Here is a 26,585-nt window from a genome sequence, read left to right on the forward strand (position 1 = left end):
TTCGCTGCGGACCGCTCATCGGATGGTGCCCAGCATCCGGATCGCCTGCTTGAGCAGCACGGGCACGGGCGGCACGGTCTGCCCGTCGAGCTGCTCGGCGACCGCGGCCACGGCCTGGTCGGCCTGCTTGTCGTTCCAGCCGAGCCCGACGAGGGCCTGGCGGACCTGCTCGGGCCACACCGCGCCGCCGGCGACCAGGGCCGCCCCGGTGCCCGGCAGCGCGCCGATCTTGTCCCGCAGCTCGAGCACCAGCCGCTCGGCGCCCTTCTTGCCGATGCCCGGCACCTGGGTGAGGGTCGAGGTGTCGGAGGCCGAGATCGCGCGGCGCACGACCTCCGGCGTGTGCACGGCCAGCACCGCCTGGGCCAGCCGCGGCCCGACCCCGGTCGCGGTCTGCAGCAGCTCGAACAGCTGCTTGGCCTCGTCGTCGGCGAAGCCGTAGAGGGTCAGCGAGTCCTCGCGCACCACCAGCGAGGTGGCCAGCCGGGCCTCCTGGCCGACCCGCAGCTCGGCGAGGGTGTGCGGGGAGCACTGGACCGCCAGCCCGACCCCGCCGACCTCGATCACCGCGCCGTCGGGCGACACCGCCGCCACCTTGCCGCGCACGCTCGCGATCACCGTGTCCTCCTCACCGCCGCGCTGATGCGCTCCCGCGCACCGCCCCGCCACACATGACAGATGGCCAAGGCTAAGGCGTCGGCGGCGTCGGCCGGGCGAGGCGCGACCTCGAGCCGCAGCAGCCGGGTCACCATCGCGGTCACCTGGGCCTTGTCCGCCTGCCCGTTGCCGCTCACGGCGGCCTTGACCTCGCTCGGGGTGTACGTCTGCACGGGCAGCCCGGCGCGGGCCGCGGCGAGGATCGCCACCGCGCCGGCCTGGGCGGTGCCCATCACCGTGCGCACGTTGTGCTGGGCGAACACCCGCTCCACGGCGACGCTCTCGGGCTTGTGCTCGGCGAGCAGCTGCGTGAGGCGCCGGTCGAGGTTGAGCAGGCGCAGGGACAGGTCCAGGTCGGCGTCGCTGCGGACGACCTCGTAGTGCACCATCCGGCACGGGCTGCCCGGGCGGCCCTCGACCACCCCGACGCCGCATCGGGTCAGGCCCGGGTCGACCCCCAGCACGCGCACCGCCGCTCCCCTCAAACGTGTGTTCGACACCCTATCGGACGATCGCGGCGCGCCGATCGCACGACACACACACCGAGTGGGGTAAAGGTATGTGGTCCTCCCCCATGGGACGGCGGAGCGAAGCCTCGTACGTTTCCGGCCATGACGACGGAGCATGTGGTCGCGCTGGACCTGCGGGGCCGCACCGCGATGGTCACGGGGGCCGGCAGCGGCATCGGCCGCAGCGTCGCCGAGCGGCTGGTGGCCGCCGGGGCCCGGGTCGTGGCCGTCGACCGCGACGAGGACCACCTCAAGACCCTCGACGGTGTGGTACCGGTGGTGGCCGACCTGTCGGACCCGGCCGGTCTGGACGCGGTCCTGCGCGACTGCTCGGACGTGGACGTCCTGGTCAACAACGCCGGGCTGCAGCACGTGGCCGCGCTCGAGGAGTTCCCGCCGGACCGCTTCGCCTACATCCAGGCGGTCATGGTCACGGCGCCCTTCCGCCTGGTGCGCGGCGTGCTGCCGCACATGTACGCCGGGAACTGGGGCCGGATCGTCAACCTCTCCTCCGTGCACGGGCTGCGCGCGTCGCCGTTCAAGGCCGCCTACGTCACCGCCAAGCACGCCCTCGAGGGCCTGTCGAAGACCGTGGCGCTCGAGGGTGCCCCGCACGGGGTGACCTCGAACTGCATCAACCCCGCCTACGTGCGCACCCCGCTCGTCGAGGGGCAGATCGCCGACCAGGCCCGCACGCACGGCATCCCCGAGTCCGAGGTCGTCGAGAAGATCATGCTCACGAGCGCGGCGATCAAGCGGCTCATCGAGCCCGCGGAGGTGGCGGAGCTGGTCGCGTACCTCTGCACGGATGTCGCCGGGTTCATCACGGGCACTTCGCTGTCGATCGACGGCGGCTGGACCGCACACTAGGCACGTGACGATGCTGGAGTACCTCGAGCTACTGGCCCGCGAGGCCGCGGCCGTCGAGTTCGAGGGCCCGCTGGTCGCCGCCCGGGGCGCCGGGCTGCCCGCGGAGCGCATCGCGGAGCTGGAGCAGGGCAAGGTCGTCGCCCTGCGGGTGCGGGCCCTGATCGAGCGCCGCCGGCGCCGCGAGGAGGAGCTGTCGGGGCTCTTCGACACCGCCAGCGACCTCGCCGGGCTGCGCGACGTCGACGCCGTGCTCGCCGCCATCGTGCACCGGGCGCGCACGCTGCTCGGGGCCGACGTGGCGTACATGACGCTCAACGACGAGGCCCGCGGCGACACCTACATGCGCGTCACCGACGGCTCCATCTCGGCCCACTTCCAGGCGCTGCGGCTGCCGATGGGGGCCGGGCTCGGCGGGCTGGTGGCGCAGACGGGCAGCCCGTACGTCACCGCCGACTACCCCCGCGACGCGCGCTTCCGGCACACCGGCGACATCGACACCGGCGTGGGCGAGGAGGGCCTGATCGCGATCCTGGGCGTGCCGCTGCGGCTCGGGGCGCGGATCATCGGCGTGCTGTACGCCGCGAACCGCTCCGCCCGCCCGTTCGCGCGCGAGGAGGTGTCGCTGCTCGTCTCGCTCGCGGCCAACGCCGCCGTCGCGATCGACACCGCCCGCCTGCTCGGCGAGACGCAGGAGGCCCTCGCCGAGCTCTCCACCGCCAACGAGGTGATCCGCGCGCACAGCGACTCGGTTGAGCGCGCGGCCGCGGCCCACGACCGCATGACCGCCCTCGTGCTGCGCGGCGCCGGGGTCGAGGACGTGGCCGCGGTGGTGGTCGAGGTGCTGGGCGGCTCGCTGCTCGTGCTCGACGCCGAGGGCCGGACCGTGGCGCTGGTCGGCGAGCTGGAGCGGCCCGAGCCGAGCGCCATCGCCGAGGCCCTGGCCGCCTCCCGCACCGAGGGGCGCAGCGTGCGCCGCGGCGAGCTGTGGGTGGCCGCGGTCGTGGCCGGCGCGGAGAACCTCGGCGCCCTGGTCATGCGCCCGGACCGCCCGCTGGTCGACGCCGACCAGCGCATCCTCGAGCGGGCCGCGGTGGTGACCGCGCTGCTGCAGCTGTTCCGGCGCACCGTCGCCGAGGCCGAGGGCCGCGTGCGCGGCGAGCTGCTCGACGACGTCATCACCCGCCCCGTGCGCGACGCCGACGCGCTGCGGACCCGGGCCAAGCGCCTCGGCGTGGACCTGGACGCCCCGAACGTCGTGGTGGCCATCGGCGCCGATGCGCTCGCCGGCGGCTCGATCCGCCAGCGGGCGGTGTCGTGGGCGCAGACGTATGCCCACAGCCGCTCCGGCCTCGCCGCGGCCCGCGACGGCCACGTGGTGCTCCTGCTGCCCGGCGACGCGCCGGGCGACGCGGCCCGGGCGGTCGCCCGGGACCTGGGCAAGGTGCTGGGCCGCCCGATCACGGCGGGCGCCGGCGGCCCGGCCGTGCGCCCGGAGGCCGTCTCCGCGGCGTACCGCGACGCCGACCGCTGCGTGACGGCGCTGACCGCCCTGGGCCGCACCGGCACCGGCGCGAGCACCGCGGAGCTCGGCTTCGTCGGGCTGCTGCTGGGCTCGGCCCCGGACGGGCGCGACCGCGACGTCCAGTCGTTCCTGGCCGCGACGATCGGGCCGGTGGTCGACTACGACATGCGGCGCGGGACGGCGCTGGTGAAGACGCTGGAGGCGTACTTCGGCGTCGGCGGCAGCCTGGCCCGGGCCGCCGAGCTGCTGCACGTCCACGTCAACACGGTGACGCAGCGCCTGGAGCGCATCGCCCAGCTGCTCGGCCCCGACTGGCAGAAGCCGGAGCGGGCCCTGGAGGTCCAGCTGGCGCTGCGCCTGCACCGCCTCCAGTCGTCCTGACGCGCGGCAGCACGGCCCGGCCGCGCCAGGAGAGGCACGACCGGGCCGTTGCCGGAGAACGGGTGACGCGTCAGGCGAGACCGTCGGGCGAGGGCACCGCGAGCGCACCGCGCAGCACGAAGTCCACCAGGTTCTCGGCGAAGCCCTCGTCCGGCACGTTCGGGTTCCAGCGCAGCATGTTCTGGGCCAGCGTCGGGCCGGACAGGACGAGCAGCGCCAGCTCCACGTCGAGGTCCGCGCGCAGCTCCCCCGAGGCGATGCCGCGGCGCAGCACACCGCGCATCAGCTCGCGGCGGGGCTCCACGACGCCCTGGTAGACCCGGGTCATCTCGGAGTTCTTGAACAGCTCCGGCATGAGACAGGCCGTGACCTTGCCGTACTGCGCCATGCGCTTGTTGCGCATCGCCGCGATCAGCACGATCAGGTCGCCCCGGACCGACTCGCCCTTCAGCTCGGGCATGGGGCCCTTCATCGCCAGGACGGCGTCGATCAGCAGCGCCTCCTTGTTGGCCCAGCGGCGGTAGATCGTCGCCTTGCCGACGCCGGCCTTCGCGGCGACCGCCTCGATCGAGATGGCGTCCGCGCTCTGGCCGGAGCTGAGCAGCTCGAACACCGCCTCGACGATCGCCTCGTCGACCCGGGCGCTGCGGGGCCGGCCGGGACCTTTCCGGTCCTGGTCAGCCACCGCGTCCACGCTGAGCGTCATGGTTTCCATTGTTACCGAGTTTTCACACCGAAGCTACTCACCGGTTTCCTCCCGGCCGTCAGTCGCCTACGCCCACGAGCTCCACGCCCTGCTCCTCCGCCAGGCCCTCGGCGGTGGTGGGCGCGGGCGCGTCGGCCGGGCGCTTGCCGGGCAGGCCGAGCAGGGCGACGACCGCGCCGAGCAGCGCGAAGACCGCCGAGCCGATGGCCGCGTAGTGCATGGAGGTGATGAAGGCGTCGTTGGCGTGCTGGATCAGCGCCGGCGCCGCGGCACCCGCGTGCTCGGCGACCCCGTACGCCCCCGAGATCGACTCGTTGGCGGCGTTGCGCGCCGCGGCCGGCAGGTTGCCGGTGGCCGACGCCATGTGGTCGCGGTAGATCGAGGAGATGACGGCGCCGAGCGCGGCCACGCCGAGGGCCCCGCCGACCTGACGAATGGTGTTGCTGACGGCCGATCCGACGCCGGCCTTCTCACGGGGAAGCGCGGACATGATCGCCTCCGTCGCGGGCGGCATCACATTGGCCATGCCGACGCCCATCAGGAAAAACAGCGCGCCGACGATCCAGATCGGCGTGTCGGCCTGGATGAACATCCACGCGGACAGGCCGGCCGCGACCAGCAGCAGACCGGTGGTGCCGACGGCCTTCGGGCCGAAGCGCTTGACCATGGCGGCACTGCGCGGGGCGAAGATCATCTGGGCCACCGCGAAGGGCACGAACAGGGCGCCGGAGGCGAGCGGGCCGTAGTCGCGGACCAGCTGCAGGTAGAAGGCGCTGATGAACATGATGCCCATGGCCGCGAAGAAGACCAGGCCGATCATCGCGGTCGAGGTGCTGAAGGCCCGGTTGGCGAACAGCTTCACGTCCAGCGACGGGAACTCGATGCGCCGCTCGTAGAGGGCGAACGCGGCGAGGACGACCACCGACGCGGCCAGGGTGCCCCAGGACTCGATCTTGCCGAAGCCGTGGTCGCCGCCCTCGATCACGCCGTACGTCAGCAGGGTGAGCCCGACGATGGACAGCAGCACGCCGACGAAGTCGATGCGGCCCGGCTTCGGGTCGCGCGACTCGGGGATGAGCACGTTGACCAGGACCAGGCCGACGATGACGATCGGCACGTTGATCAGGAAGACCGAGCCCCACCAGAAGTGCTCGAGCAGCAGGCCGCCGACGATCGGGCCGATGGCCACGCCGAGGCCCACGGCACCGGCCCACACCCCGATGGCGCGGCCGCGCTCGCGCGGGTCGAAGACGTTGGCGATGATCGACAGGGTCGAGGGCATGACCGCCGCGGCGCCGAGGCCCATGAGGGCGCGGGCCCAGATGAGCTGGTCGGCCGAGCCGGCGTAGGCCGACACCAGCGAGGCGATGCCGAAGAGCGAGAGGCCGACGGTCAGCGTGACGCGGCGCCCGAGGCGGTCGGCCAGGATGCCGGCGGTGAAGAGCAGGCCGGCGAAGACCAGCGTGTAGGAGTTGATCGCCCACTCGAGCTGGCTCTGGGTCGCGCCCAGGCCCTTCTGCGGGTCGGCGATGGTGCGCATGGCCACGTTGAGGACGGTGTTGTCCAGGACGACCACGAGCAGGCTGATGACGAGCACGCCGAGGATGGCCCAGCGGCGGGGATGCCCGGTGTTGGCCGGCGCCACGGCATTGCCCGGCGCCGCGCTTGCGGTAGGTGCGCTCACGGTGTTGCTCCCCCTGGTCGGAACGCGATAACGATACGGAACAGTTCCGTATCAACGTAGCCCTCCCAGCCGCGATACGGAACCGTCTCGTATTGAAAAGTGCGTCCCGTCACACGCGGCGCCACCTGCGCAACACACCGGCGACCGTGCCCCACAGCCCCCGCCGGAACAGCAGCACCACCAGCACGAAGATGCCGCCGGTGACCAGGCCGACCAGGTCGAAGCCGGCCTGGGAGAGCTGGTCGGTGAGGTTCACGACGAGGCCGGCGCCGAGCACGCCGCCCCACAGCGTGCCGATCCCGCCGAGCACGACCAGCACCACGCCCTGACCCGAGGTCGTCCAGTGCAGGACGTCGAGGGCGACGAAGCCGTGCGCGACCGCGAACAGGCCGCCGCCGAGCCCCGCGAGGAAGGCCGACAGCACGAAGGCCAGCAGCTTGTACCGCGCCGCCGCGAACCCCAGCGCCCGCGCCCGGCTCGCGTTGTCCCGGACCGCGACGAGCACCCGCCCGAACGGCGAGTGCACGATCCGCCAGGCCAGCAGCAGGCCGAGCGCCACGATGGGCAGGGCCGCGTAATAGAAGTAGTACGGGTCGGACAGGTCGAGCCCGAACAGCTCGCGCGGCACGCTCTGCAGCCCGTTCTCGCCGCCGGTGACCGAGGACCACGCGTTGGCCAGGTAGTAGATCATCTGGGCGAACGCGAGGGTGACCATCGCGAAGTAGATCCCGCTGCGGCGCACCCCGAGCCAGCCGATCGGCACCGCCAGCGCGGCCGCCGTCAGCGCCCCGCCGAGCACGGCGACCGGGAACGGCGCCCCGAGCCGGGCCGCGATCAGCCCGGCCGTGTACGCCGACGTGCCCCAGAAGGCCGCGTGCCCGAAGGACAGCAGCCCGCCGTAGCCGAGCAGCAGGTCGATCGCGACGGCGAACAGCGCCCAGCAGAGCATGTCCACCGCCACCGCCGGATAGAGCCCGTTGGGCAGCCAGAGCGCGACCGCCGCCCCGGCAGTCACCAGCATCAACCGCGGTGCCCGCCTCATGCCGTGCCCTCCTCGCGACCGAACAACCCGGCCGGGCGCACCAGCAGGACCAGCGCCATGACCAGGAAGATGAGTGTCTGGGCCAGCAGCGGCGGCGCGTACGCCTCGCTCCAGGCCTGCAGCAGCCCGATGGCGAACCCGGCCGCCACCGAGCCGAAGACCGAGCCCAGGCCGCCGATGACGACGACGGCGAAGACGCCGATGATGAGGTCGCCGCCCATGAGCGGGTTGACCGCCCGCACCGGCGCGGCCAGGACCCCCGCCAGCGCCGCGAGCGCCACGCCGAAGCCGAACACCGGCGCGATCCACCGCCCCACGTCGATGCCGAGCGCCCGGGTCAGCTCGGGCCGCTCGATCCCGGCCCGCACGACCATGCCGACCCGGGTGCGCGCCAGCACCCACCAGACGACGGCGCACAGCGCGACCGCGACGGCCAGGACGAACACGCGGTACGCCGGGAAGTCGAACGCCCCGAGGTCCACCGTCCCGCCGAGCCCGGCCGGCGCCCCGTACGGCTTGGACTGCGTGCCGTACCGCGACTTCACCGCGTCCTGCAGGATCAGCGTCAGGCCGAACGTGAGCAGGAAGTTGTAGAGCGGGTCGAGGGCGGCCAGCCGGCGCACGACCGTGCGCTCCAGCGCCACGCCCAGCAGGCCGAGCACGACCGGCACGACCGCCAGCGCGACCCAGAAGGACAGCCCGAGCGAGTCCAGCAGGAAGAAGGCCCCGACCGCGCCGAGCATGTAGAACGCCCCGTGCGCGAAGTTGACCACGCGGAGCAGGCCGAAGATGACGGCCAGGCCGAGGGCGAGCAGCGCGTAGAAGCCGCCCCCGACCAGTCCGTTCACCGTGTGGGTGAGCAGGCCCATCGCGGATCAGAGCCGGCAGTCCGGCGACGGGGCGCGGAAGGCCTCCTGGGCCGGGATGGTCCTGACGATCTGCTCGTAGTCCCACGCCTCCTTGACCTCGGCGCCCGGCTTGACCTTCGCCAGGTACGCGTCGTGCAGCACCCGGTGGTCGGCGGCCCGGAACTCGCCGCCGCGCAGGAAGAAGTCGTCCACCTTCTTGCCCTCGAGCTGCTTGACCACCGCGTCGGCGTCGTCGGTGCCGGCGGCCTGGACCGCCTCGAGGTACTGCGTCGCGGCGGAGTAGTTGGCCGCGTGGGCGAACGTGGGGCGCTGCCCGCCGGTGCGCGCGGCGAACTTGTCGGCCCAGGCGCGGTTGCGCTCGTCGAAGTTCCAGTACCACGCGTCGGTGAAGGTGGTGCCGGCCAGCGCGTCGGGGGTCAGCGAGTGGATGTCGGTCAGGAACATGAGGCCCACGGCCAGCCCGATGCCCTTGTCCTTGAGCTTGAACTCGTTGTACTGCTTGACGAGGTTCACCAGGTCGGCGCCCGCCTGCATGGTGCCCAGCACGTCCGGCTTCGGGTTCAGCGTCGGCGCCTTGAGCAGGAACGTGGAGAAGTTGTCGTTGGGAAACGGCGTCGGGTCGCTGGCCACCACCGTGCCGCCGCCCTTGGCGACCGCCGCGGTGAAGGACTTCTGCATGTCCTGGCCGAAGGCGTAGTCGGGGTAGACGATGTACCAGTTCCTGGCCCCGGCCTGGGTGGCCGCGGTGCCGGTGCCATTGGCGAGCATCGCGGTGTCGTAGGCGTAGTGGAACGTGTACTTGTTGCAGGACTTGCCGGTCAGGTCCGTGGTGGCGCCGGAGATGTTGAAGTACAGCTTCCTGGCCTGCTTGGCGACGTCGGCGACCTTCAGCGCGGCCGACGACGTCGGCACGTCGAGGATCGCGTCGACGCCGAGCCGGTCGTACATCTCGCTCGCCCGGGTGTTGGCGACGTCGGGCTTGTTCTGGTGGTCCGCGGTCTCCACGGTGATGTTCGTGGTGATCGCCTTGTCGCCGTACCTGGCCTTGAAGTCGTCGATGGCCATCTGCACGGCCACGACGGAGTTCTTGCCCGACAGCTGCGCGTAGACGCCGGACTGGTCGTTGAGCACGCCCAGCACGATCTTGCCGCCGGTGAGCCCGCCGCCGCCCGAGGAGCGGGGGCCACCGCCGCCGCACCCGGCGAGCAGCAGGACCGCGGCGGTGCCGAGAACAACCAAACGCTGCATAGGTGTACCTCCGGTCAGATGCCCAGGTGGGTGAGGAGCTCGTCCTCGCGGGAACGCACGTCGGCGTTGTCGAACTCGCCGGCGATACGGCCCTCGGCGAGCAGGTAGTGGCGGTCGGCGACGGTGGTGGCGAAGCGCAGGTTCTGCTCGACCAGCAGGACCGTGACGCCGTGGTCGCGGGCCCGGCGCAGGATCTCGCCGACCCGCCGCACGAGCAGCGGCGAGAGCCCCTCGGTGGGCTCGTCGCAGAGCAGGACGGTGGCGCCCATCCGCAGGACCCGGGCCAGCGCGAGCATCTGCTGCTCGCCGCCGGACAGCGTGGTCGCCGCGCTGCGACGGCGCTCGTGGAGGTTCGGGAACGCCTCGTGGATCGCCGCCAGGCTCCACGGGCGGGGCCCGACCACCGGCGGCAGCGCCAGGTGCTCGGCGACGCTGAGCGTGGCGTAGGCGCCCCGGTCGTCCGGCACCCAGCCGAGGCCGGCCCGCGCCCGGGCGTGCGGCGGACGTCTCGTGATGTCCCGCCCGGCCAGTTCGACCGTGCCGGACTGGCCGGCGTGCAGGCCCATGACGCAGCGCAGGAGCGTGGTCTTGCCGGCGCCGTTGCGCCCGCAGAGGGTCACGACCTCGCCCTCGGCCACGTGCAGGCCGACGTCGCGCAGCACGCGCGCCTCGCCGTACCAGGCGGACAGCCCCTCAATGCGCAGCATCGGCGCTGCCCAGGTAGGCCTCGACCACGCGCTCGTCGGCGCGCACCCGCTCGTACGGTCCCTCGGCGAGAACCCGGCCGGCCTGCAGGACCGTGACCCGGTCGGCGAGCCGGCCCACGACACGCATGTTGTGCTCGACCAGCACGACGGTGCGCCCGTCGCGGACCGCCGCGATGAGCTCGACGGTCCGCTCGACGTCCTCGACCCCCATGCCGGCGGTCGGCTCGTCCAGCAGCAGCACCGTCGGGTCGAGGGCGAGCGCGATCGCCAGCTCCAGGGCCCGCTTGCGCCCGTACGGCAGGCGGCCCGCGGGCTCCTGCGCGCACGCGGCGAGCCCGACGCGCTCCAGCAGGTGCAGGGCGCCGTCGCGGAAGCGCCGCAGCGGCCGCTCGGAGCGCCAGAAGGCCCAGCCGAGGGAGGTGCCGCCCTGCAGCGCCAGCTCGACGTGGGCCTGCACGGTCTGCTGCGGGAAGAGGCTCGCGATCTGGAACGAGCGGGCCAGGCCGAGGCGGGCGACCCGCTCCGGCGCGAGCCCGGTGATGTCCCGGCCGGCGAGCTCGATGCGCCCGGCGGTCGGCGCGAGGAACCCGGTCAGCAGGTTGAACAGGGTCGTCTTGCCGGCCCCGTTGGGCCCGACGAGCGCGTGCACGGCACCGGCCGCGACATCGAGATCGACCCCGTCGACGGCCCGGAAGCCCCGGAAGTCGCGGGTGAGGCCGCGCGCGACGAGCGCGGAACCATCCATGCGGGACACACCCCCTTGGACAACGAGAAGTGACGGCCGTCACAAGCTACGGCCGCCACTCCTCAGGTCACCACGGAGGCAATCCACATATTTACATATAAAGCTATGTGCGGCGCTCGGGGATCCACTTGGCCAACGGGCCCAGTCGCGTGCGCAGGCCGGCCAGGCCACCGGGGAAGAAGTACACCGCCAGGATGAACACGGTGCCGAGGATGAACAGCGGCTGCGACAGCGGCCCCCGCAGGACCCCGGGCAGCCCGGCCACCGCGTCCGAGTCGCCCAGGGCCACGAGCCGGTAGTCGAGGTAGGTGAACAGGAACCCGCCGATGAGCGGCCCCCAGCGCGTGCCCGGCCCGCCGAGCACCACCATCACCAGCAGCGTCAGGGTCTGGTCGGAGGCCGCGATGTGCGGGGTCGCGCCGCCGATGAGCAGCGCGTACATGGCCCCCGCGAGCCCGGCGAGGCCGCCGGCGACGGTGAAGGCGAAGAGGCGGTAGCGGTACGGGTCGAGGCCGAGCACCCCGACCCGGCGCTCGTCGTCGCGGATCGCGGCCAGCACGCGCCCGGCCGGGGAGTCGCCGATCGCGTGCACGACGAGCACGGTGACGACGAGCGCGGCGAGGGCGAGCCAGTACAGGTTCACCGTGTTGGCCACGCCGACGAGGAAGTCCGGCACCTTCGAGGAGTCCATCGGCAGGCCCTCCTCACCGCCGGTGGCCCCGCCCGGGTTGCGCCCGATGGTGATCGCGGCGACCTGCGCGAAGGCGAGCGTCACCATCGCGAACGCGATCCCGCCGGTGCGCAGCGCGATCGCGCCGAGCAGCGCGGCCAGCACCGCGGTGCCGACCACGGCCAGCAGGATCGCGGTCCACAGCCCGTAGCCGGCCTTGGTGACGAGCATGTCGGTGCCGTAGACCCCGGCCGCGAAGTAGAGCGCGTGGCCGAACGAGAGCATCCCCGTGCGGCCGAAGAGCAGGTCGTAGCCCATCGCCAGGGCGCCGAAGACCAGGCACAGCGCCAGCAGCTGCAGGGTGCCGGGGGCGTTGACGGCCGAGTCGAAGACGCCGGGGAGCCGCAGGCCGCAGTACGGCAGCACGGCGAGGACCACGAGGGCCACGAGCGGGCCGAAGCGGGCGAGCGGGACCCGGCCCCGGCGCGGCGCGGGGGCCGGTGCGCTGCGGGCGGACTGGGCGGTCTGTGTCGTCATGAGGTGGCGACCTTCCCGGTGATCCCTTGGGGACGGACGAGGAGCACGACCGCGAGCAGGGCGACGACGCAGATGTCGCCCAGGCCCGACGAGGTGTAGTTGACGAACTGCTGCAGCAGCCCGACCGCGACCGCGGCGTAGGCGGCGCCCGTGACCGAGCCCATGCCGCCGATGACGACGACGATGAACCCGAAGATGAGCAGGGAGCTGCCGCCGGTCGGCGAGATCGCGCCGGTGAACACGCCGCCGAGCGCGCCGGCCAGGGCCGCGGCCGCGCCCCCGATCGCGAACACGAGGGTGAACGCGCGCCGCACGTCGATGCCGAGCGCGGTGACCATCGAGCGGTCCTCGACGCCCGCGCGGATGACCAGACCGATCCGGGTGTACTTCAGGAAGGCCAGCAGCCCGAGCAGCACGACGACCGCGGCCCCGATGAGCAGGAACCGGTCGTTGGGCACGCGCGCCCCCGCGATCGTGGTCAGCTGTTGTGTCCACTGTGGACGCGGATAGGGCCGGGGGTCACTGCCCCACGACGCCTGCAGCAGCGCCACGCCGGCCAGCGAGAGGCCGACGGTCACGAGGACCTGTTCGATCGTGCGGCGGTACAGCGGCCGGATGAGCACCAGCTCGACCAGCGCGGCGACGACCGTCCCGCACACGACGCCGAAGAGCACGGCGAGCGCGAAGCCCCAGCCGCTCGGCCCGGCCCCGGGCAGGTGCCCGGCCGCCCACCAGGTGGCGTAGGCCCCGACGGAGAGGAACAGCCCGTGCGCGAAGTTGAGCACGTCCGCGAGGCCGAAGACGAGCGCCAGGCCCGAGGCGACCAGGAAATACAGCGCGGCGAGCCCGAGTCCGGTGAGCGTCAGCAGCACGATGGTGCTCATGCCGACACCTCCGCTTCGCTCCGGCGACGGCCTGAGCCAAAACTGCGCCCCTGATGAGCGGCCACTCCGCTTCGCTCCGTACCGCTCATGCCGACACCTCCGCTTCGCTCCGGCGACGGCCTGAGCCAGAACTGCGCCCCTGATGAGCGGCCACTCCGCTTCGCTCCGTACCGCTCATGCCGACACCTCCGCTTCGCTCCGGCGCCGGCCTGAGCCAGAACTGCGCCCCTGATGAGCGGCCACTCCGCTTCGCTCCGTACCGCTCATGCGTGGCCTGCCTTTCCGACCCCAAGCAGCGACTTGGTCTTCTCGGTGTAGTCGAGCAGCTCGGGCGCCGGTCCGGTGTAAGCGACCTTGCCCGCCGCGATGACGACCGCGTCCTGGGCCAGGCGCCGCACGACGGCGAGGTTCTGCTCGACCAGCAGCATCGGCACCACCTCGGCGACGGCGCGCAGGGCGGCCGCGACCTCGCCGACGACCTTCGGCGCGAGGCCCTTGGTCGGCTCGTCGATGAGCAGCAGCCGGTTGGGGTTGAGCAGCACCCGCCCGATCGCGAGCATCTGCTGCTGCCCGCCCGAGAGCGTGCCGGCCCGCTGCCGGCCGCGGCGCTGCAGCTCGGGAAAGAGGCCGTAGACGCGCTCGTAGTCCGGGGCGGCACCGGGGCGCTCGGCGAGGCGGAGGTTCTCGGCCACGGTCAGGCCGCCGAAGACGCCGCGGTCCTCGGGCACGTAGCCGAGCCCGTCGCGCACCAGCCGGAAGGTCTGCTGCCGGGTCACCCGCTGCCCGCCGAAGCGCACCTCGCCGGCCAGGTCGGCGCCGCGCGGCAGCAGGCCGAGCACCGCCTTGAGGGTCGTGGTCTTGCCGACGCCGTTGCGCCCGAGCAGCGCGGTGACGCCCTGCGGCGCGACCCCGAACGAGACGCCCTGCAGGATGTGCGAGCCGGCGATGCGGACATCCAGTCCCGTGATGTCGAGGATGGTCACAGTTTCTCCCCCAGGTACGCCTCCTGGACCGTGCGGTCGGCCATGACCACGTCCGGGGTGTCGCAGACCAGCAGCGCCCCGTGGTGCATGACGGCGACCCGGTCGGCCAGGTCGAGCACGACGTCCATGTGGTGCTCGACCATGAGCACGCTGCGCCGCTCCTCGCGGGTCAGGGTGCGGATCAGCGCCACCAGGCCGGGCACGTCCTCGGCGCTGACCCCGGCCATCGGCTCGTCGAGCAGCAGCACCCGCGGCTCGCCCGCGAGCAGCAGCGCGATCTCGAGCTTGCGCTTCTCGCCGTGGGCCAGGGTGCCGGCGTTCGCGTCGGCGCGGTGGTCGAGCCCGACCCGCCACAGCACCCGCTCGGCGCGCTCGGCGACCTCGCGGTCGCGGCCCGGCAGCGGGAAGGGGCGGATCGAGCCGCCGCGGCGGGCCTGCACGGCCAGGCGCACGTTGGCCGCGACGCTGAGCGAGGCGAAGACCGACGACGACTGGAACGTGCGCCCGAGGCCGAGCCGGGCCCGGCGGTGCGGCGCCAGCCGGGTCACGTCCCGGCCGTCGAGCGACACCGAGCCGTCCGACGGCTTGCGCAGCCCCGAGATGAGGTTGAACAGCGAGGTCTTGCCGGCACCGTTGGGGCCGATGACGGCCAGGAACTCGCCCTCGGCGAGGTCGAGGCTGACCGCGTCGACGATGGCGACCCCGCCCACCCGCCAGGTCAGGCGCCGGGTGCTGAGCAGGCCGGTGGCCGGGGCGTCCGTGAGGACACCGCCGGCCGCCGGCACCGGGGCTTCGGCCACCGGCTCAGCCCTTCATCTGCGCGACCGGCGGCGCGGCGTCGGCCGGGTCGATCGCCTTCACCAGCTCCGGCTTGAGGTCGGCGCCCGAGCCGCTGAACTTGCCCTGGAACATCGGCTGGAGCAGGGCGTGGTCCTCCTTGCGGACCGTGAGCTTGCCCTTGACGCCGTCGAAGGACCAGCCCTCGAGCGCGGTGACCATCTTGTCGACGTCGTCGCCGCCCTCCTGCGCGGACCGGACCACCATCTGCGCGGCGGTGAAGCCGTCCGGGTGGAACAGGTCGACCTTGCCGCCGTCCACGCCCTTGCGCAGCGCCGCGGTGGCCTCGTTGTCGCTGGCGCCGTCGAAGTAGTGGGCCAGCAGCGAGATCTTCGAGCCGGCGGCGCCGAACGTCGGCCAGGACGCGCGCTGGTCGATGCCGGTGACGACGAGCGTCGAGCCGAGCACGCCCTGCTGGTCGAGGGCCTGCCACATCGCGGTGGCGGTGGTGCCCGCCCACGCGACGAAGATCATGTCGGCCTTGGCGTTCTTGGCCTGCACCGCGAAGCCGGTGAAGTCGGTGGCGTTGGCCGGCACCGAGATCGCCTCGACGGTGGCGCCCGCCCCGCCGATGACGGCCTTCACGGCGTCCGCGTTCGACTTGCCAAAGGCGCCCTCCTGCGTGAACACGAGGACCTTCTTGCCCGAGGGGGCGGCCAGGTAGGACTTGGCCGCCAGGACGTCCTGGTAGGACTGGCGACCGGAGCGGAAGGTGTACTTGTTGATGCCGGTCACCGCGTCGGTGGCCGCGGGTCCGGAGATGAACAGGACCTTGTTCTGCGCGGCCAGCGGGGCCATCTGGCTCGCGACGCCGGACGAGGTGCTGCCGGCGAGGATCTTGTAGCCCTGGCCGATGAGGTCCTTGGCGGCCGAGACGGCCTTGGCCGCGTCGCCGGCGTCGTCGGCCTCCTTGACCTCGATCGGGCGGTTGCCGACCTTGCCGGTGCCCTTGGTCGCGAAGGCGAGCCCGGCCTTCCAGCCCTCGATGTACTGCTTGCCGTAGGACGCGAGCGGGCCGGTCTGCGAGTACACGAGCCCCACCTTGATGGGCGCGCCGTCGCCGGCCGGCTCCTGGGCGGCCTCCTGCGGGCTGCTGCACGCGGACGCGAATGTCGCGGCGAGCGTGAGACCCAGCGCCGCGACCAACAGCCGCCTCGGCGCGCCTGATTGCCTGATCAACGCTTCCTCCGTGTGAACGCCTTGTTAAGGCCAGCGCCTGCTGGCGGGTGTTCGCACACGCTAGGAGTGGCGTCGGGCACGTCGCTATGTGGTCGTACCACATAGAATCGGCGGAACCCTATGGTGCAACCCGATCCAGGAACGCCCCGAGCAGCGGCAGGAACCCCGCAGAAAGCTGCTCGAACAGGGCGACATCACCCCTCGGCGGCACCGGGTGCAGCATGTGGCCGACCCCCGGGAACACCCCGACCGCGTTCGTGCCCCGGTGCCGCGACGGCAGCCGCTCCCCCAGCACCTGCAGGCTGCGCTCGACCGGGACGTGCTCGTCGTCGGCGCCGAAGAGGGCCAGCAGCGGGCAGGGCAGGAACGGCAGCACGGCGGCGGGGTCGAAGGCCAGCATCCGGGCGAAGAACCCGAGCTCCTCCGGGGTGTCGTAGGGCCGGCCGCAGACGGTCGCGGCCCAGTCGTCGCCGGCGTTGCGGGCCTGGTCGGCGTGCACCTGGGCCGGGTCCTCGCCGGCGGCCAGCCGGGCGGCGCGCTCGTCGGCCCAGGCCAGCCCGGCCGCGATGTGCTCCTCGGGCACGCCCTTGCGGCGCATGACCCGGGCGAGCAGGGTGCGCTCCTGCTCCTCGACCCCGACGTACGGCCCGCCGAGGGTGACCACGAAGTCGACCTGGTCCGGGACGGTGACGGCGGCCAGCAGCGAGACCCAGCCGCCCTGGCTGTAGCCGATCAGGCCGGCCCGCTCGACCCCGGCCCGCTTGCGCAGCACCGTCAGCGCCGCGAGGCCCTCGGCGGCGCGGTCGGCGAGGGTCTGGGTGCGCCAGTCGCCGGGCGAGCCGCCGCAGCCGGGCTTGTCGTGGCGCAGGGTGGCGATCCCCCGCTCGGCGAGCCAGCCGGGCACCCCCTGCCAGGCGTGGCGGTCGGCCGGGCCGGAGCCGTCGGACAGCACGAGCCCTCCGCGGGCCGGGCCGTCGGGGATGCTGAGGACCGCGTTGAGCGGCCCGGCGGCGGAATCGACGACCGTATCTGACTCAGGCATGCGCAAGGCCCTCCCCCCGCGCAATCTAGCAGCGGAGGGAGGGCCTTGCCGGGTACTACTGCGCCGCGGCGGCCAGCGGCGCCTGGTAGGTCTTCAGGAGCGCGGCCTTGTCGGCGTCGACCGTCTTCCAGTCGTCCTTGAGGACCCCGCCGGTGTCACCGGAGTTCGGGTTCCAGGCCCAGTACGTGTAGCTGAGCCCGTTGTCCTTGAGGTACTTGACGAGGTTGCGCTGCCAGATGCCTTCCAGGTCCTTGTTGCCCTGGGCGTCCTTCTCGGCCACCGAGCGGCCGCCGAACTCACCCATCAGCACCGGGGCGGTGTTGTTCTTCACGAGGTAGCCGAACTGCTTGTCCCACAGCGCCGGCATGTTGGCCGGGAACGCCGGGTCGGTGAACCACTGCTGCGACCAGACCTTCGGGCTGTAGTCGTGCGCGGAGTAGACGAGCTTCGACTGGTCGGAGAGCTTGACCGGGTGCTCCTTGGCGCCCTGCAGGTTGCCGCCCCACCAGTAGCCGTCGCTCTGGCCGTCGGCCTTCTTGTAGTTCTCGATGCCCTCGACCACGATGAGCCAGTTGGGGTTGGCCTTGAGCACCGCGTCGCCGGCCCGCTGCGCTGCGGCCTGCCAGTCGGTCTTCTCGTTGCCGTCGCCCCAGGTGGCCTCGCCGTGCGGCTCGTTGTGCAGGTCGGCGCCGACCACGAGCGGGTTGTTCTTGTACTGCTTGGCGAGCTTCACCCAGTCCGAGATCCAGCGGTCCTCGCTGATCTTGTCGGTGTACCAGAGGTTGCTCTGGCCCTGGGAGGTCGGGCGGTGGCGGTCGAGGATGACCATCATGCCGCGCTTCGTCGCGCCCTCGACAACCTTGTCCATGAGCTGCGGGCCGGTCAGGCCCTTGAGGTCCGGGTTGAGCGCGTAGTCGACGCCGTTGGGCTTCGACGCCGGGTCGAACAGCTCGTTGCTGAACGGCAGGCGCATCGAGTTGAAGCCCTGCGCGACCATCTGGTCGAGCATGTCGCCGAGGTTGCGCGACCACAGCCCGTGCGGGGCGAAGGTGTTGGTCTCCAGACCGAACCAGTTGACGCCGGTGAACTGCACGGTCACGCCGCGGGCGTCCACGATCTTCGAGCCTTCGGCGTGCAACGGCATCTGCAGCCGCTGGGCGGAGTCCGCCCGAGCGGGGTGGACATTCTTGTCGTCCTTCTTGCTGACGAGCATCGGCACCAGTGCGACGGCGGCAACGGCGAGCGCGACCAGTGCGGAAATCCAGTAGAGGCGCGTGCGACCCATAGAGCTGACCTGTCCTCACTTTTGACGGCGGGGCAGGTCAACACGTTACGGATTTCGGACATATGCGGTCAGCGTACAAATGCCGGAAATGTGCGTACACCAATTGAGGGAGGACGGACCGCGCCGCGGCGACAACCGCAGGTCGCGCCCTTCAGTGTGGTCGTGCGACGGTCAGGTGCCCACCGACGGTGAGGGGTCCCACTCCGCGGCCCGCACGACCGCCTCGAGCTTCGAGCGGGCCCCCATCTTGCTCAGCAGATGCCGCACGTGGCTGCGCACGGTGGTGTAGCTGATGCTGAGCTCCCGCGCGATGTCCCGGTTGTCCATGCCCTCGGTCATGAGCGCGAGAATCTCCCGCTCCCGGGGCGTGAGGCTGTCCAGCCGCCGGGCGTGCTCCTCGGAGCGCTGGGCCTGCTCGCGGCGGCGGGCCAGGAGCTTGGCCAGCTGGCGGGCCGGAACGAGGATCTCCCCGTCGACGGCCCGGCGCACGGCCTCGGCCACGTCGGCCCCGCCGGCGCTCTTGACCAGGTAGCCGGCCGCCCCCGCCTCCAGCGCGGTGAGGATGACCCGGTCGCTCTGATCGGCGCTGAGGAACACCACGGCGACGTCGGGCTGGTGGGCCCGCAGCGCCGCGACGGCCTCGGCGCCGGTGCCGTCGGGCAGCCAGAAGTCGCACAGCACGACGTCGACCCGCTCCACGTCGGCCAGGTGCTCGACCTCGCCGACCCGGCCGGCCAGGGCCACCACACGCAGCTCCGGGTGCTCGTTGAGCAGCGCCGCGAGCCCCTCGGCGACCACCTGGTGGTCCTCGACGATGAGCACCCGGTAGGGCGGACGAGTCACGGTACGGCTCCCTTGGATTCGAGGTCGGCGCCGCGCGGCACCCAGAACGTGACGGTGGTTCCGCGCCCCGGCAGGCTGCTGATCCGGAACCACCCGCCGGCCAGCGCCGCCCGCTCCCGCATGAGCAGCAGCCCGAGGTGGCCCGGGTCGGTGTGCAGGTTCTCGGCGCCGACGCCGTCGTCGACGACCCGGACCAGATACCCGCCGTCCTCCTCGCCGAGGATGACCGTGCACCGGTCCGCCCCGGCGTGCTTGCCGACGTTGGCGACCGCCTCCTGCAGCATCCGGAACAGCAGCACCCGGGTCGGCAGCGCGGGCTCGGCGGCGAGCAGCGAGTCGACCCGCACGCCGATGCCGTGCTGCTCCGCGAGGTCGTCGAGCAGGTCCTCGACGGCCGCGGCGAGCCCGTCGTCGGCCAGCCGCGGCGGGCGGAAGTCGAAGATGAGCCGCCGCAGCCGCTCCGCCGCCTGCACCAGCGACGCCTCGAGCCGGTCGAGGATCGCCAGGTCCTGCGGGTCCGACAGCCGGTGGCGCAGCTGCTGCAGGCGCAGGGTGGCCGCCGTGATCACCTGGAGGCTGTCGTCGTGCACCCCGGCGGCGATGCGGGCCCGCTCCCGCTCCTGGGTGACGATCACGTCGCCGAGCAGCTCGCCCTGCTCCTGGCCGGTGAGCGTGAGCCGGGCGATGCGCTGCTCCAGGGCCGTCCGGCGGCGCACGTCCGCCGCGCGCTCCTCCACCTGCAGGGAGAGCATCCCGCTCGGGTCGCCCCGCAGCGTGCGCACCCGCACCTCGACGTCCAGCTCGCCGCCGTCGGGCAGCCGGACCACGGCCGCGGTCGGCGTCTCGGCCGTGAACTCGGGCGAGCCGACGAACAGCTCGCCCGTCCCGCGCCCGATCAGGTCGGCGGCGTCGCGGCGGAACAGGGTCTCCGCGGCGGTGCTGGCCAGGCGCACCACCCCGGCGGCGTCGAGCACGACCAACGCCTCCGGGGCGGCGCGGAACGCCTGCCAGTACACCGGAATCAGTTCTCCAGATCCTTGGGCACCACGTAGGGCTTCGCGGACGGGATGTCGACCGGGCCGCCGGACTTGTCGACCTTGAAGTTCACCGTCGCGGTCGCGTCGCTGCGCTGGCCGTGCAGCTGGAAGACCACGGTGTCCTCGGTGTTGCCCGGGATCGTGTACTGCCCGACCGCCCGCGCCGTGCCCTTCGCGTCGACCCGGAACGCGGCCACCAGCTGCGGCGTGGCACCCTTGGCGGTCCGCACGGTCACGTGCACGGCCTCGTTCGGCGCGAACTGGGTGGCGTAGAAGTTCACCACGGTGCCGGGCAGGCCGCCGTAGGCGTTCGTGCGCGCCTGCGGGGTGAACGGCAGGATGGTGAAGCCGGTGGAGACCGCCGCCCGGCTCTGCTCGCCGGTGAAGACCAGCGACTGGGCGCCCTTGAGCTGGAACGGCATCACCAGCCCGGCGCCCTTGAACACGCCGGCGTCGTCGGTCGGGATCGCCATGACCGGCCGGCCCCCGGCCGCGTTGAGGCGCACCAGCACCCGCTCCCCCGGGGCGAAGCCGGAGCCGGAGAAGGTGATCTTCTGGGTGGCCTTGACGGCGTACGGCGCCAGCTTGATGGACGGGTACAGCCGCAGCACCTGGAACGGTGCGCTCGCCGCCGCCCCACTGGTCTTGCCCACGACCACCAGACTTGTCGTGCCGACCGCCGTGACGCCAACTCTGATGGGCGTCTTACCCACCGCGCCACCCTCGTCGGCCTTGAGGGTGAGGTTCGGGTCGCCGTTGATCCGGCCCCAGTAGACGTTGAGCTGCTCGCCCGGGGAGAACCCCTTGACCGTCAGGTTGATCGTGTCACCGGGCTTGCCGACGATCGCCGAGAGCGTCGCCTGGCCGGCGCCCTGGGCCACCGACGCGTCGGCCTTCGCCACCTTGTCGCTGCCGCGCGCCTGCGCGGTGACCTCCTGCACGGGCACCGTCATCTTGTTGGGCATCGTGAAGTTGGCCGTGAACACGCCCCACTTGCCGGCCTTCGCGGTGGCCACCAGGTGCGGCTTGGAGCCGGGTGCGCCGCTCGGCGGGGCCTTCTGCCCCGGCGCCGAGGACGGCCCGAGGTACACGTCGACCATCGAGCCCTGGTCGAAGCCCGACCCCTGGACGGTCACGCCGCCGCCGAGCCGCACCAGGCCCGGGTTCAGGGTGATCATCGGCGAGCCGCCGCCCTGCACCATGACCCCGTTCAGGTCGATCGTCGGCGCCGGCGGGGCCTTGGTCACCACCGTGCTCGGGGTCTGCTCGGACGAGCCGCCGAGGCCGGGGGCCGAGATGCCCATGGCGGGCAGCAGCGAGCGCCCCGCGGTCACGAGCAGCACCACCGCCACGCCCGCCAGCAGCAGCCGCTTGCGTGAGATCTTCGGTCGTTTCCGCTTCCGGTTCCGCCCGGCCGCCGGCCGGGGCTTGAGCGTCTGCATGGTTCCACTCCAGCTAGGACGTGTTGCCGATCTTGACGATTGACAGGGAGACGTCGCCCCGGGTGGCCTGCCAGACGGTCTGCCCGTGCTGGTCGATCGCCTCGATGATCCAGGTCTCGCCGCCGCGCTGGAGTGCGTCGCGCATCTTGTTCGACATCACGACGTAGTCGACGTTCTCCCAGCTGGAGTGGAAGACCTTGTCCCGCACGTCCGGGTCGGACGTGGCCTTGTAGTGCGGGTGCGCGTTCTTGTACGGCGGGTGGCTGTCGTGCAGCGCCACCCACACGTCGTCGTCGATGATGAGCCGCGCATTGGTCGGGATGTTCGCCTTGATCCAGGCGACCTGCTGCTCCTGCAGCTGGGTCAGCGGCAGCCGGTAGGCGTCGCTGAACTCCAGCTGGCCCCGGGCGTTGTACTTCACCAGGAACCCGCCCGGCATCACCAGCACCGGCACCAGCAGGCAGGCGACGAGCACGGCCGCCCCGCCCTGGTTGGTGCGCCGGGTCAGCCAGCCGAAGAACATGCCCAGGTTCAGCGCGAACAGCGGCACCATCGGCGCGATGTAGAAGTCGAGCAGGGCGCTGCGGCTCAGGTAGAACACGTATCCGAGCGCCATCAGGGCGCAGCCGAGCATCGGCGTGCGCAGCCGCCGGTTGCGCCGGCCCGAGATGAGCGTGAGCACCGTGGCGATGGCGCCGCCGATGAGGATGTACCGGTCCTTGAACAGCCAGCTCTGCTGCAGCAGGTAGGTGAACGACAGGCCGTTGGAGCTGTTGGAGTTGCGGTGCAGCTGCCACCAGATGGTGTTGAGCAGCGACACGTGGCCCTTGAGCTGGTTGTTGTCCGGGCTGAACTGCAGGCCCTCGGGGAACAGCTCGTTCTTGATCTGGGCGAACAGCAGATACGCGGTGACCGGCGCCAGCACGGCGAACCACCAGAAGCTGAGCCCGAAGCGCCGGTTGGACTGCTCCCGGACGGTCTTGTGCAGCAGATACGCGCAGCCGGGCAGCAGGAACAGCGCGTTCTCCTTCGTCACCAGCGCCAGGCCGAAGCAGGCGCCGGCGCCCATCGCGGTGACGATCCGCCCGTCGCGGCGGGCGAGCAGGTAGAGCCCGAGCAGGATCCAGAACATCATGATGTTGTCGAGCAGGACCTGGCGCTGGTAGTACACCCCGAGCGGGGAGAGGTTGAACACGAACACGGCCAGGAACGCCGCGGGCGGGGAGGCGGTGAACCGGCGCACCGTCTCGAACATCAGGAACACCGACGCCAGGTGCACGATGAGCATGAGCGCCCGGCCGGTGTTGATGGCGTTGCCGAAGGCCTGGAAGCCACCCGGCAGGACGCCGACCCAGCCGGCCAGGGCCAGCCAGCCCATCGGGGCGTGGTCGTAGAAGTAGGTGTACGGCGAGAGCTTGGCCTCCTTCAGCACCGACCAGGCCTGCTCCATGTAGATGCCCTCGTCGGTGAGGTACAGCGGGTAGCGGAACATGTTCCAGCCGTGGCTCACGAGCCCGATCAGCAGCGACACGGCGATGAGCAGCTTCGGGGCCTTCGGGGAGACCTTGACGCTGCGGGACGACGGCTTCTTGCCCGGTCTGGTGAGAACGTCAGCCGACATTGGTCAGCTCCGGTGCCTCGGTACGGTGGGCGCCGACGTGGGCCGTCTTCTCCCAGTTCGTCGTGCCCTTGAGCTGGCGGTAGAGCGCCCGGCCGGCCGCGTAGGACAGCACCATCTGGTACGGGAACCAGGTCAGCGCCATCTTCAGCACGGTGCCGGGGCCGGCCTTGAGCCCGTGTGCGCCGGTGAACTCGTACAGCCCGACGACGGACATCACGAAGTGCGCGCCGAGCAGCAGGACCGGCAGCCACGACAGCATCGCGACCGGCACCGGCACGCTGAGCACGAACGCGGACAGCATCGCGACCGGCAGGTAGAAGCCGAGCATCGCCTGCACGTGCGGGAAGGCCAGGGTGTACCAGGCCAGGAACCGCTGCCGCCGGTTGGGCATCAGCTTCCAGGTGCCTTTGCCGAGCGTCTGCATGAACCCCTGGCACCAGCGGGTGCGCTGCTTGATGAAGCTCTGCAGGGTCGGCGGGGTCTCCTCCTTGGTGACGTACCGGTCGTCATAGACCACCCGGACCTTCTCCCCCATGCTGGAGACGCGCAGGCCGATGTCCGCGTCCTCGGTCAGGTTCGTCTCGTCCCAGCCGCCGAGGCGCTCGATGAGGTCCTTCTTGAAGAAGACCGTGTTGCCGCCGAGCGTGATCGCGCCGTTCTTGGCGTGGTAGTGCAGGCGGCTGCGGAACCAGAAGAAGTACTCCAGGACGTTGAACGTCGAGTACCAGTTGGAGTCGAAGTTCATCAGCTGCACCCCGGCCTGCACGACGCTGACGTCGTCGGACAGCATGATGGTGTTGACGATGTCGAACAGCTCCGGCTGGACCTCGTCCTCGGCGTCGAAGATGGACACCACGTCGCTGGTGGCGTGGCGCAGCGCGGTGTTGAGCCCGTGCGGCTTGTTGATCGGCCCGTCGTCGAACACGACCACGTCGACGTTGCTGCGCCCGACCGCCCGCAGGGCGCTCACCTGAGCCCGGGCCTGCTCGATGGTGCCCACGTCGTCCGCCGAGCACACGACGAGGATCTGCACCAGGTGCGGCGGGTAGTCAGCGGACGCGGCGCGGGCGATGGTGGCTTGGATGACCTCCTCCTCGTGACGCGCCGGGAGGATGGCGGTGAAGGAGAGTTCCGGCGTAGCACGTTGATCGGGCACCCTGGCCTTGGCGTCCGCCTCGGGCTGGTCCCACGTGTAGATCATGAGATACAGGGCGTGCGCCGCCTGCACCGTCAGCACCAGCGAGATCAGCGTGAGGACGGCCAACACCAGCTGCTCCATCGGTGCGTTCACTCCAAATCCACTTCGAGCTGACGGCGAAGTTGACCCCGAAGCCGGCCGCGATACCGACCAGGTTGGCGGGGAGGTAGTGCAGGCCGAGTGCGACCAGCAGCTGGACGACGATCACGTTGACGGGCAGGGCAGCCAGCCCGGCGAGACTGAAGTAGGCAAAACGCGTCAGCGACAGCCGCCTGCGTCGGAAGGTCCAGATTTCGTGCAGCACGTAGTTGGACACGAGGGCGAGCTCGACCGCGGCCACGGTCGCGGGCAGCAGCGCGAGCCCGAGCAGCCCGTGCAGCGTGAGCAGGGCGACGTTGTTGACGACGACACCGCTGACTCCCACCAGGGAGAACCGGCTCAGCCGGTGCAAGGAGTGCGTCACGCTCCCAACCGTGCCGACGCACGGCCCTTGGGGGCATCACGCCGGGGTGCTGCCGGGCCCCACACCTTCGGCCTCCCCCATTTGGCGTAGACCGCTTGGACGTTTTGTGGGTAGTCCGCACGGTGATGAGTACCAGGATCTTGATCGCCGACGACCACGCCATGGTGCGCGAGGGGCTGTATCGCTTCCTGTCGCTCAGCGGCGACCTGGAGCCGGTCGGCGCCGCGGCCGACGGGCAGCAGGCCGTCTCGATGGCCCACGAGCTGCGGCCCGACCTCGTGCTGATGGACCTGCTGATGCCGGTCCTCGACGGGATCAGCGCGATCGGTGTGATCCGCCGGGAGCTGCCGGACGTGGAGGTGGTGGCGCTCAGCGGGTACCTCGAGCCGCAGCTCATCGCCGACGCGCTGCACGCGGGCGCGGTGGGGTACCTGCTGAAGGACACCGACGCCGAGGAGCTGCACCGGGCCGTGCGCGCCGCGGCCGCCGGCCAGGTGCAGCTCTCCCCCGCCGTCGCGGCCCGGCTGGTGCGCGACGTGCACGTGCCGGCCAACCCGGTGCAGCTGACCCGCCGGGAGGAGGAGGTCCTGACGCTGCTGGCCCGCGGGCGCGCCAACGGGCAGATCGCCCGGGAGCTGCACATCGCGCCGCAGACGGTCAAGACGCACGTCAGCAACATCCTGCAGAAGCTCGGCATGTCGAGCCGCACGCAGGCCGCGCTCTACGCGATGCGGGTCGGGCTCGTCCCGGTGCACGCGGCGGCCCCCTCGTGACGTCGGTCGTCGTCTTCGACGCGCGCGGGGTCGTCGTGTCCGGGTCGGCGACCGGCTTCGACACGTCCGTCGTCACCGATGCCCTGTCGGCCCGGCGGCCGATCCGCACCCGGCGCGCCACCTACCTGCCGGTGGCCGGCGGGGTGCTGGCCGTTGCCGGGCGCCGGGCCCCGCGCCCGTCCAGCCTGGCACCGTTCGTGCCCCTCGCCGAGCAGCTGCTGGCCGCGCCGGCCCGGCTGGCCCGGGATCTGCACGACTCGGTGGTGCAGACCCTGTACGGCATCAGCCTCGGCGCGGGCACGGCCGCGGAGCTGCTGTACGGCAACCCGGCGCACGCCGAGGCCTCGCTCGCCTGGATCAAGGAGACGGCCACGGCGGGCCTGACCGACCTGCGCGGCATCATCCTGCGGCTGCGGCCCGAGACCCTCGGCGGCGCCGGGCTCGCCGCGGCCCTGCGCAGCGTCTTCGACACCCTGCACGCCACGCCCGGGCGGACCGGGTGGGGGCTGCAGCTCGACGCCGACCCGCCGGTCAGCCCGCAGGTGGAGGAGGCGTTGTACCGCATCGCGCTCGAAGCCCTCGGCAATGCCGCCCGGCACGCCGAGGCCTCGCAGGTCACCGTGCGGCTGGCCGGCGACGACAGCCGTGTGGTGCTGGAAGTGTCCGACGACGGCGTGGGCTTCACGCCGTCGGCGTCGTTCCCGGGGCGGCTCGGGCTGCAGTCGATGCGCGAGCGGGCCCAGCTGCTGGGCGGCACCCTCGACATCCACAGCGCGCCCGGCTCCGGGACCGTGATCCGGGCGGCCCTTCCCGTGGGGTGAGTCCTCGCGCCGCGGGTGTTGCCAGGCTTG

Annotated in this window: 25 protein-coding genes and 1 pseudogene; 4 read left to right on the top strand and 22 right to left on the bottom strand. The window is 72.0% G+C overall.

Features of this window, described 5'->3' with window-relative positions:
- Positions 1-15: 15 nt before the first annotated feature.
- The gene (ruvA, locus tag ACQP2P_RS35795; protein ID WP_433608544.1) at positions 16-618 is read right to left on the bottom strand and encodes a Holliday junction branch migration protein RuvA; all 603 of its coding nucleotides are present in this window, start codon (positions 616-618) and stop codon (positions 16-18) included.
- Positions 615-1,127 carry a crossover junction endodeoxyribonuclease RuvC gene (gene ruvC / locus ACQP2P_RS35800; RefSeq protein ID WP_433608546.1) on the bottom strand — a complete coding sequence of 171 codons (513 nt, stop codon included), beginning with the start codon at positions 1,125-1,127 and terminating at the stop codon, positions 615-617. The genes ruvA and ruvC overlap by 4 nt, the downstream gene beginning before the upstream one ends.
- A 141-nt stretch (positions 1,128-1,268) precedes the next feature.
- Between ruvC and ACQP2P_RS35805 the strand changes: the two genes are divergently transcribed.
- Positions 1,269-2,036: a 3-hydroxybutyrate dehydrogenase gene (locus ACQP2P_RS35805; RefSeq protein ID WP_433608548.1), complete on the top strand. Its 768-nt coding sequence runs from the start codon at positions 1,269-1,271 to the stop codon at positions 2,034-2,036.
- Between the two features lie 10 nt (positions 2,037-2,046).
- Positions 2,047-3,939 (top strand): helix-turn-helix domain-containing protein, encoded by a 1,893-nt coding sequence (locus ACQP2P_RS35810; protein ID WP_433619403.1) that lies wholly within the window; start codon positions 2,047-2,049, stop codon positions 3,937-3,939.
- Positions 3,940-4,009: 70 nt separating this feature from the next.
- Here ACQP2P_RS35810 and ACQP2P_RS35815 read toward each other — a convergent pair whose 3' ends face one another.
- The 20 genes and pseudogenes from ACQP2P_RS35815 to ACQP2P_RS35910 all read right to left on the bottom strand — a co-directional run.
- Complete coding sequence (locus ACQP2P_RS35815; protein WP_433608550.1) at positions 4,010-4,645, bottom strand: TetR/AcrR family transcriptional regulator; 636 nt, start codon at positions 4,643-4,645, stop codon at positions 4,010-4,012.
- Between the two features lie 58 nt (positions 4,646-4,703).
- Positions 4,704-6,290 (bottom strand): MFS transporter, encoded by a 1,587-nt coding sequence (locus ACQP2P_RS35820; RefSeq protein WP_433619405.1) that lies wholly within the window; start codon positions 6,288-6,290, stop codon positions 4,704-4,706.
- 148 nt (positions 6,291-6,438) lie between these two features.
- Complete coding sequence (locus ACQP2P_RS35825; RefSeq protein WP_433608552.1) at positions 6,439-7,371, bottom strand: branched-chain amino acid ABC transporter permease; 933 nt, start codon at positions 7,369-7,371, stop codon at positions 6,439-6,441.
- Positions 7,368-8,240: a branched-chain amino acid ABC transporter permease gene (locus ACQP2P_RS35830; RefSeq protein WP_433608554.1), complete on the bottom strand. Its 873-nt coding sequence runs from the start codon at positions 8,238-8,240 to the stop codon at positions 7,368-7,370. Before ACQP2P_RS35830 ends, ACQP2P_RS35825 begins: the two co-directional genes overlap by 4 nt.
- Before the next feature lie 6 nt (positions 8,241-8,246).
- On the bottom strand, positions 8,247-9,488 hold the full coding sequence (locus ACQP2P_RS35835; RefSeq protein ID WP_433608556.1) for an ABC transporter substrate-binding protein: 1,242 nt from the start codon (positions 9,486-9,488) through the stop codon (positions 8,247-8,249).
- 14 nt (positions 9,489-9,502) lie between these two features.
- On the bottom strand, positions 9,503-10,195 hold the full coding sequence (locus ACQP2P_RS35840) for an ABC transporter ATP-binding protein (RefSeq protein ID WP_433608558.1): 693 nt from the start codon (positions 10,193-10,195) through the stop codon (positions 9,503-9,505).
- A complete protein-coding gene (locus tag ACQP2P_RS35845; RefSeq protein WP_433608560.1) occupies positions 10,182-10,940 on the bottom strand; it encodes an ABC transporter ATP-binding protein in 759 nt (252 codons plus the stop codon). Before ACQP2P_RS35845 ends, ACQP2P_RS35840 begins: the two co-directional genes overlap by 14 nt.
- A gap of 103 nt (positions 10,941-11,043) precedes the next feature.
- A complete protein-coding gene (locus tag ACQP2P_RS35850; RefSeq protein ID WP_433608562.1) occupies positions 11,044-12,147 on the bottom strand; it encodes a branched-chain amino acid ABC transporter permease in 1,104 nt (367 codons plus the stop codon).
- On the bottom strand, positions 12,144-13,031 hold the full coding sequence (locus ACQP2P_RS35855) for a branched-chain amino acid ABC transporter permease (protein ID WP_433078266.1): 888 nt from the start codon (positions 13,029-13,031) through the stop codon (positions 12,144-12,146). The genes ACQP2P_RS35850 and ACQP2P_RS35855 overlap by 4 nt, the downstream gene beginning before the upstream one ends.
- 263 nt (positions 13,032-13,294) lie before the next feature.
- Positions 13,295-14,014, bottom strand: a complete 720-nt coding sequence (locus tag ACQP2P_RS35860; RefSeq protein WP_433608565.1) for an ABC transporter ATP-binding protein — start codon at positions 14,012-14,014, stop codon at positions 13,295-13,297.
- A complete protein-coding gene (locus ACQP2P_RS35865; RefSeq protein ID WP_433619407.1) occupies positions 14,011-14,754 on the bottom strand; it encodes an ABC transporter ATP-binding protein in 744 nt (247 codons plus the stop codon). The genes ACQP2P_RS35860 and ACQP2P_RS35865 overlap by 4 nt, the downstream gene beginning before the upstream one ends.
- A gap of 64 nt (positions 14,755-14,818) precedes the next feature.
- The gene (locus ACQP2P_RS35870; RefSeq protein WP_433619409.1) at positions 14,819-16,000 is read right to left on the bottom strand and encodes a substrate-binding domain-containing protein; all 1,182 of its coding nucleotides are present in this window, start codon (positions 15,998-16,000) and stop codon (positions 14,819-14,821) included.
- Between the two features lie 148 nt (positions 16,001-16,148).
- The gene (locus ACQP2P_RS35875; RefSeq protein WP_433608567.1) at positions 16,149-17,072 is read right to left on the bottom strand and encodes an alpha/beta hydrolase family protein; all 924 of its coding nucleotides are present in this window, start codon (positions 17,070-17,072) and stop codon (positions 16,149-16,151) included.
- Positions 17,073-17,127: 55 nt separating this feature from the next.
- Positions 17,128-18,357 carry a glycoside hydrolase family 5 protein gene (locus ACQP2P_RS35880; protein ID WP_433608569.1) on the bottom strand — a complete coding sequence of 410 codons (1,230 nt, stop codon included), beginning with the start codon at positions 18,355-18,357 and terminating at the stop codon, positions 17,128-17,130.
- A gap of 171 nt (positions 18,358-18,528) precedes the next feature.
- Entirely contained in the window at positions 18,529-19,200 is a 672-nt protein-coding gene (locus ACQP2P_RS35885) for a response regulator (RefSeq protein ID WP_433078274.1), read from the bottom strand.
- Positions 19,197-20,216: an ATP-binding protein gene (locus tag ACQP2P_RS35890; protein WP_433608571.1), complete on the bottom strand. Its 1,020-nt coding sequence runs from the start codon at positions 20,214-20,216 to the stop codon at positions 19,197-19,199. The genes ACQP2P_RS35885 and ACQP2P_RS35890 overlap by 4 nt, the downstream gene beginning before the upstream one ends.
- Before the next feature lie 5 nt (positions 20,217-20,221).
- Entirely contained in the window at positions 20,222-21,679 is a 1,458-nt protein-coding gene (locus ACQP2P_RS35895) for a hypothetical protein (protein ID WP_433608573.1), read from the bottom strand.
- Positions 21,680-21,692: 13 nt separating this feature from the next.
- Complete coding sequence (locus tag ACQP2P_RS35900; protein WP_433608575.1) at positions 21,693-23,300, bottom strand: ArnT family glycosyltransferase; 1,608 nt, start codon at positions 23,298-23,300, stop codon at positions 21,693-21,695.
- On the bottom strand, positions 23,290-24,567 hold the full coding sequence (locus ACQP2P_RS35905; protein WP_433608577.1) for a glycosyltransferase: 1,278 nt from the start codon (positions 24,565-24,567) through the stop codon (positions 23,290-23,292). The genes ACQP2P_RS35900 and ACQP2P_RS35905 overlap by 11 nt, the downstream gene beginning before the upstream one ends.
- 85 nt (positions 24,568-24,652) lie before the next feature.
- Positions 24,653-24,961, bottom strand: a pseudogene (locus tag ACQP2P_RS35910) (GtrA family protein); the annotation flags it as partial.
- A gap of 125 nt (positions 24,962-25,086) precedes the next feature.
- Between ACQP2P_RS35910 and ACQP2P_RS35915 the strand changes: the two are divergent.
- Both ACQP2P_RS35915 and ACQP2P_RS35920 read left to right on the top strand, forming a co-directional pair.
- Complete coding sequence (locus tag ACQP2P_RS35915) at positions 25,087-25,734, top strand: response regulator (protein WP_433608579.1); 648 nt, start codon at positions 25,087-25,089, stop codon at positions 25,732-25,734.
- Positions 25,731-26,555 (top strand): sensor histidine kinase, encoded by an 825-nt coding sequence (locus ACQP2P_RS35920; protein WP_433608581.1) that lies wholly within the window; start codon positions 25,731-25,733, stop codon positions 26,553-26,555. Before ACQP2P_RS35915 ends, ACQP2P_RS35920 begins: the two co-directional genes overlap by 4 nt.
- Positions 26,556-26,585: the final 30 nt, after the last annotated feature.

The sequence above is a fragment of the Dactylosporangium sp. CA-139114 genome, from assembly GCF_050955725.1.
GTDB lineage: Bacteria > Actinomycetota > Actinomycetes > Mycobacteriales > Micromonosporaceae > Dactylosporangium.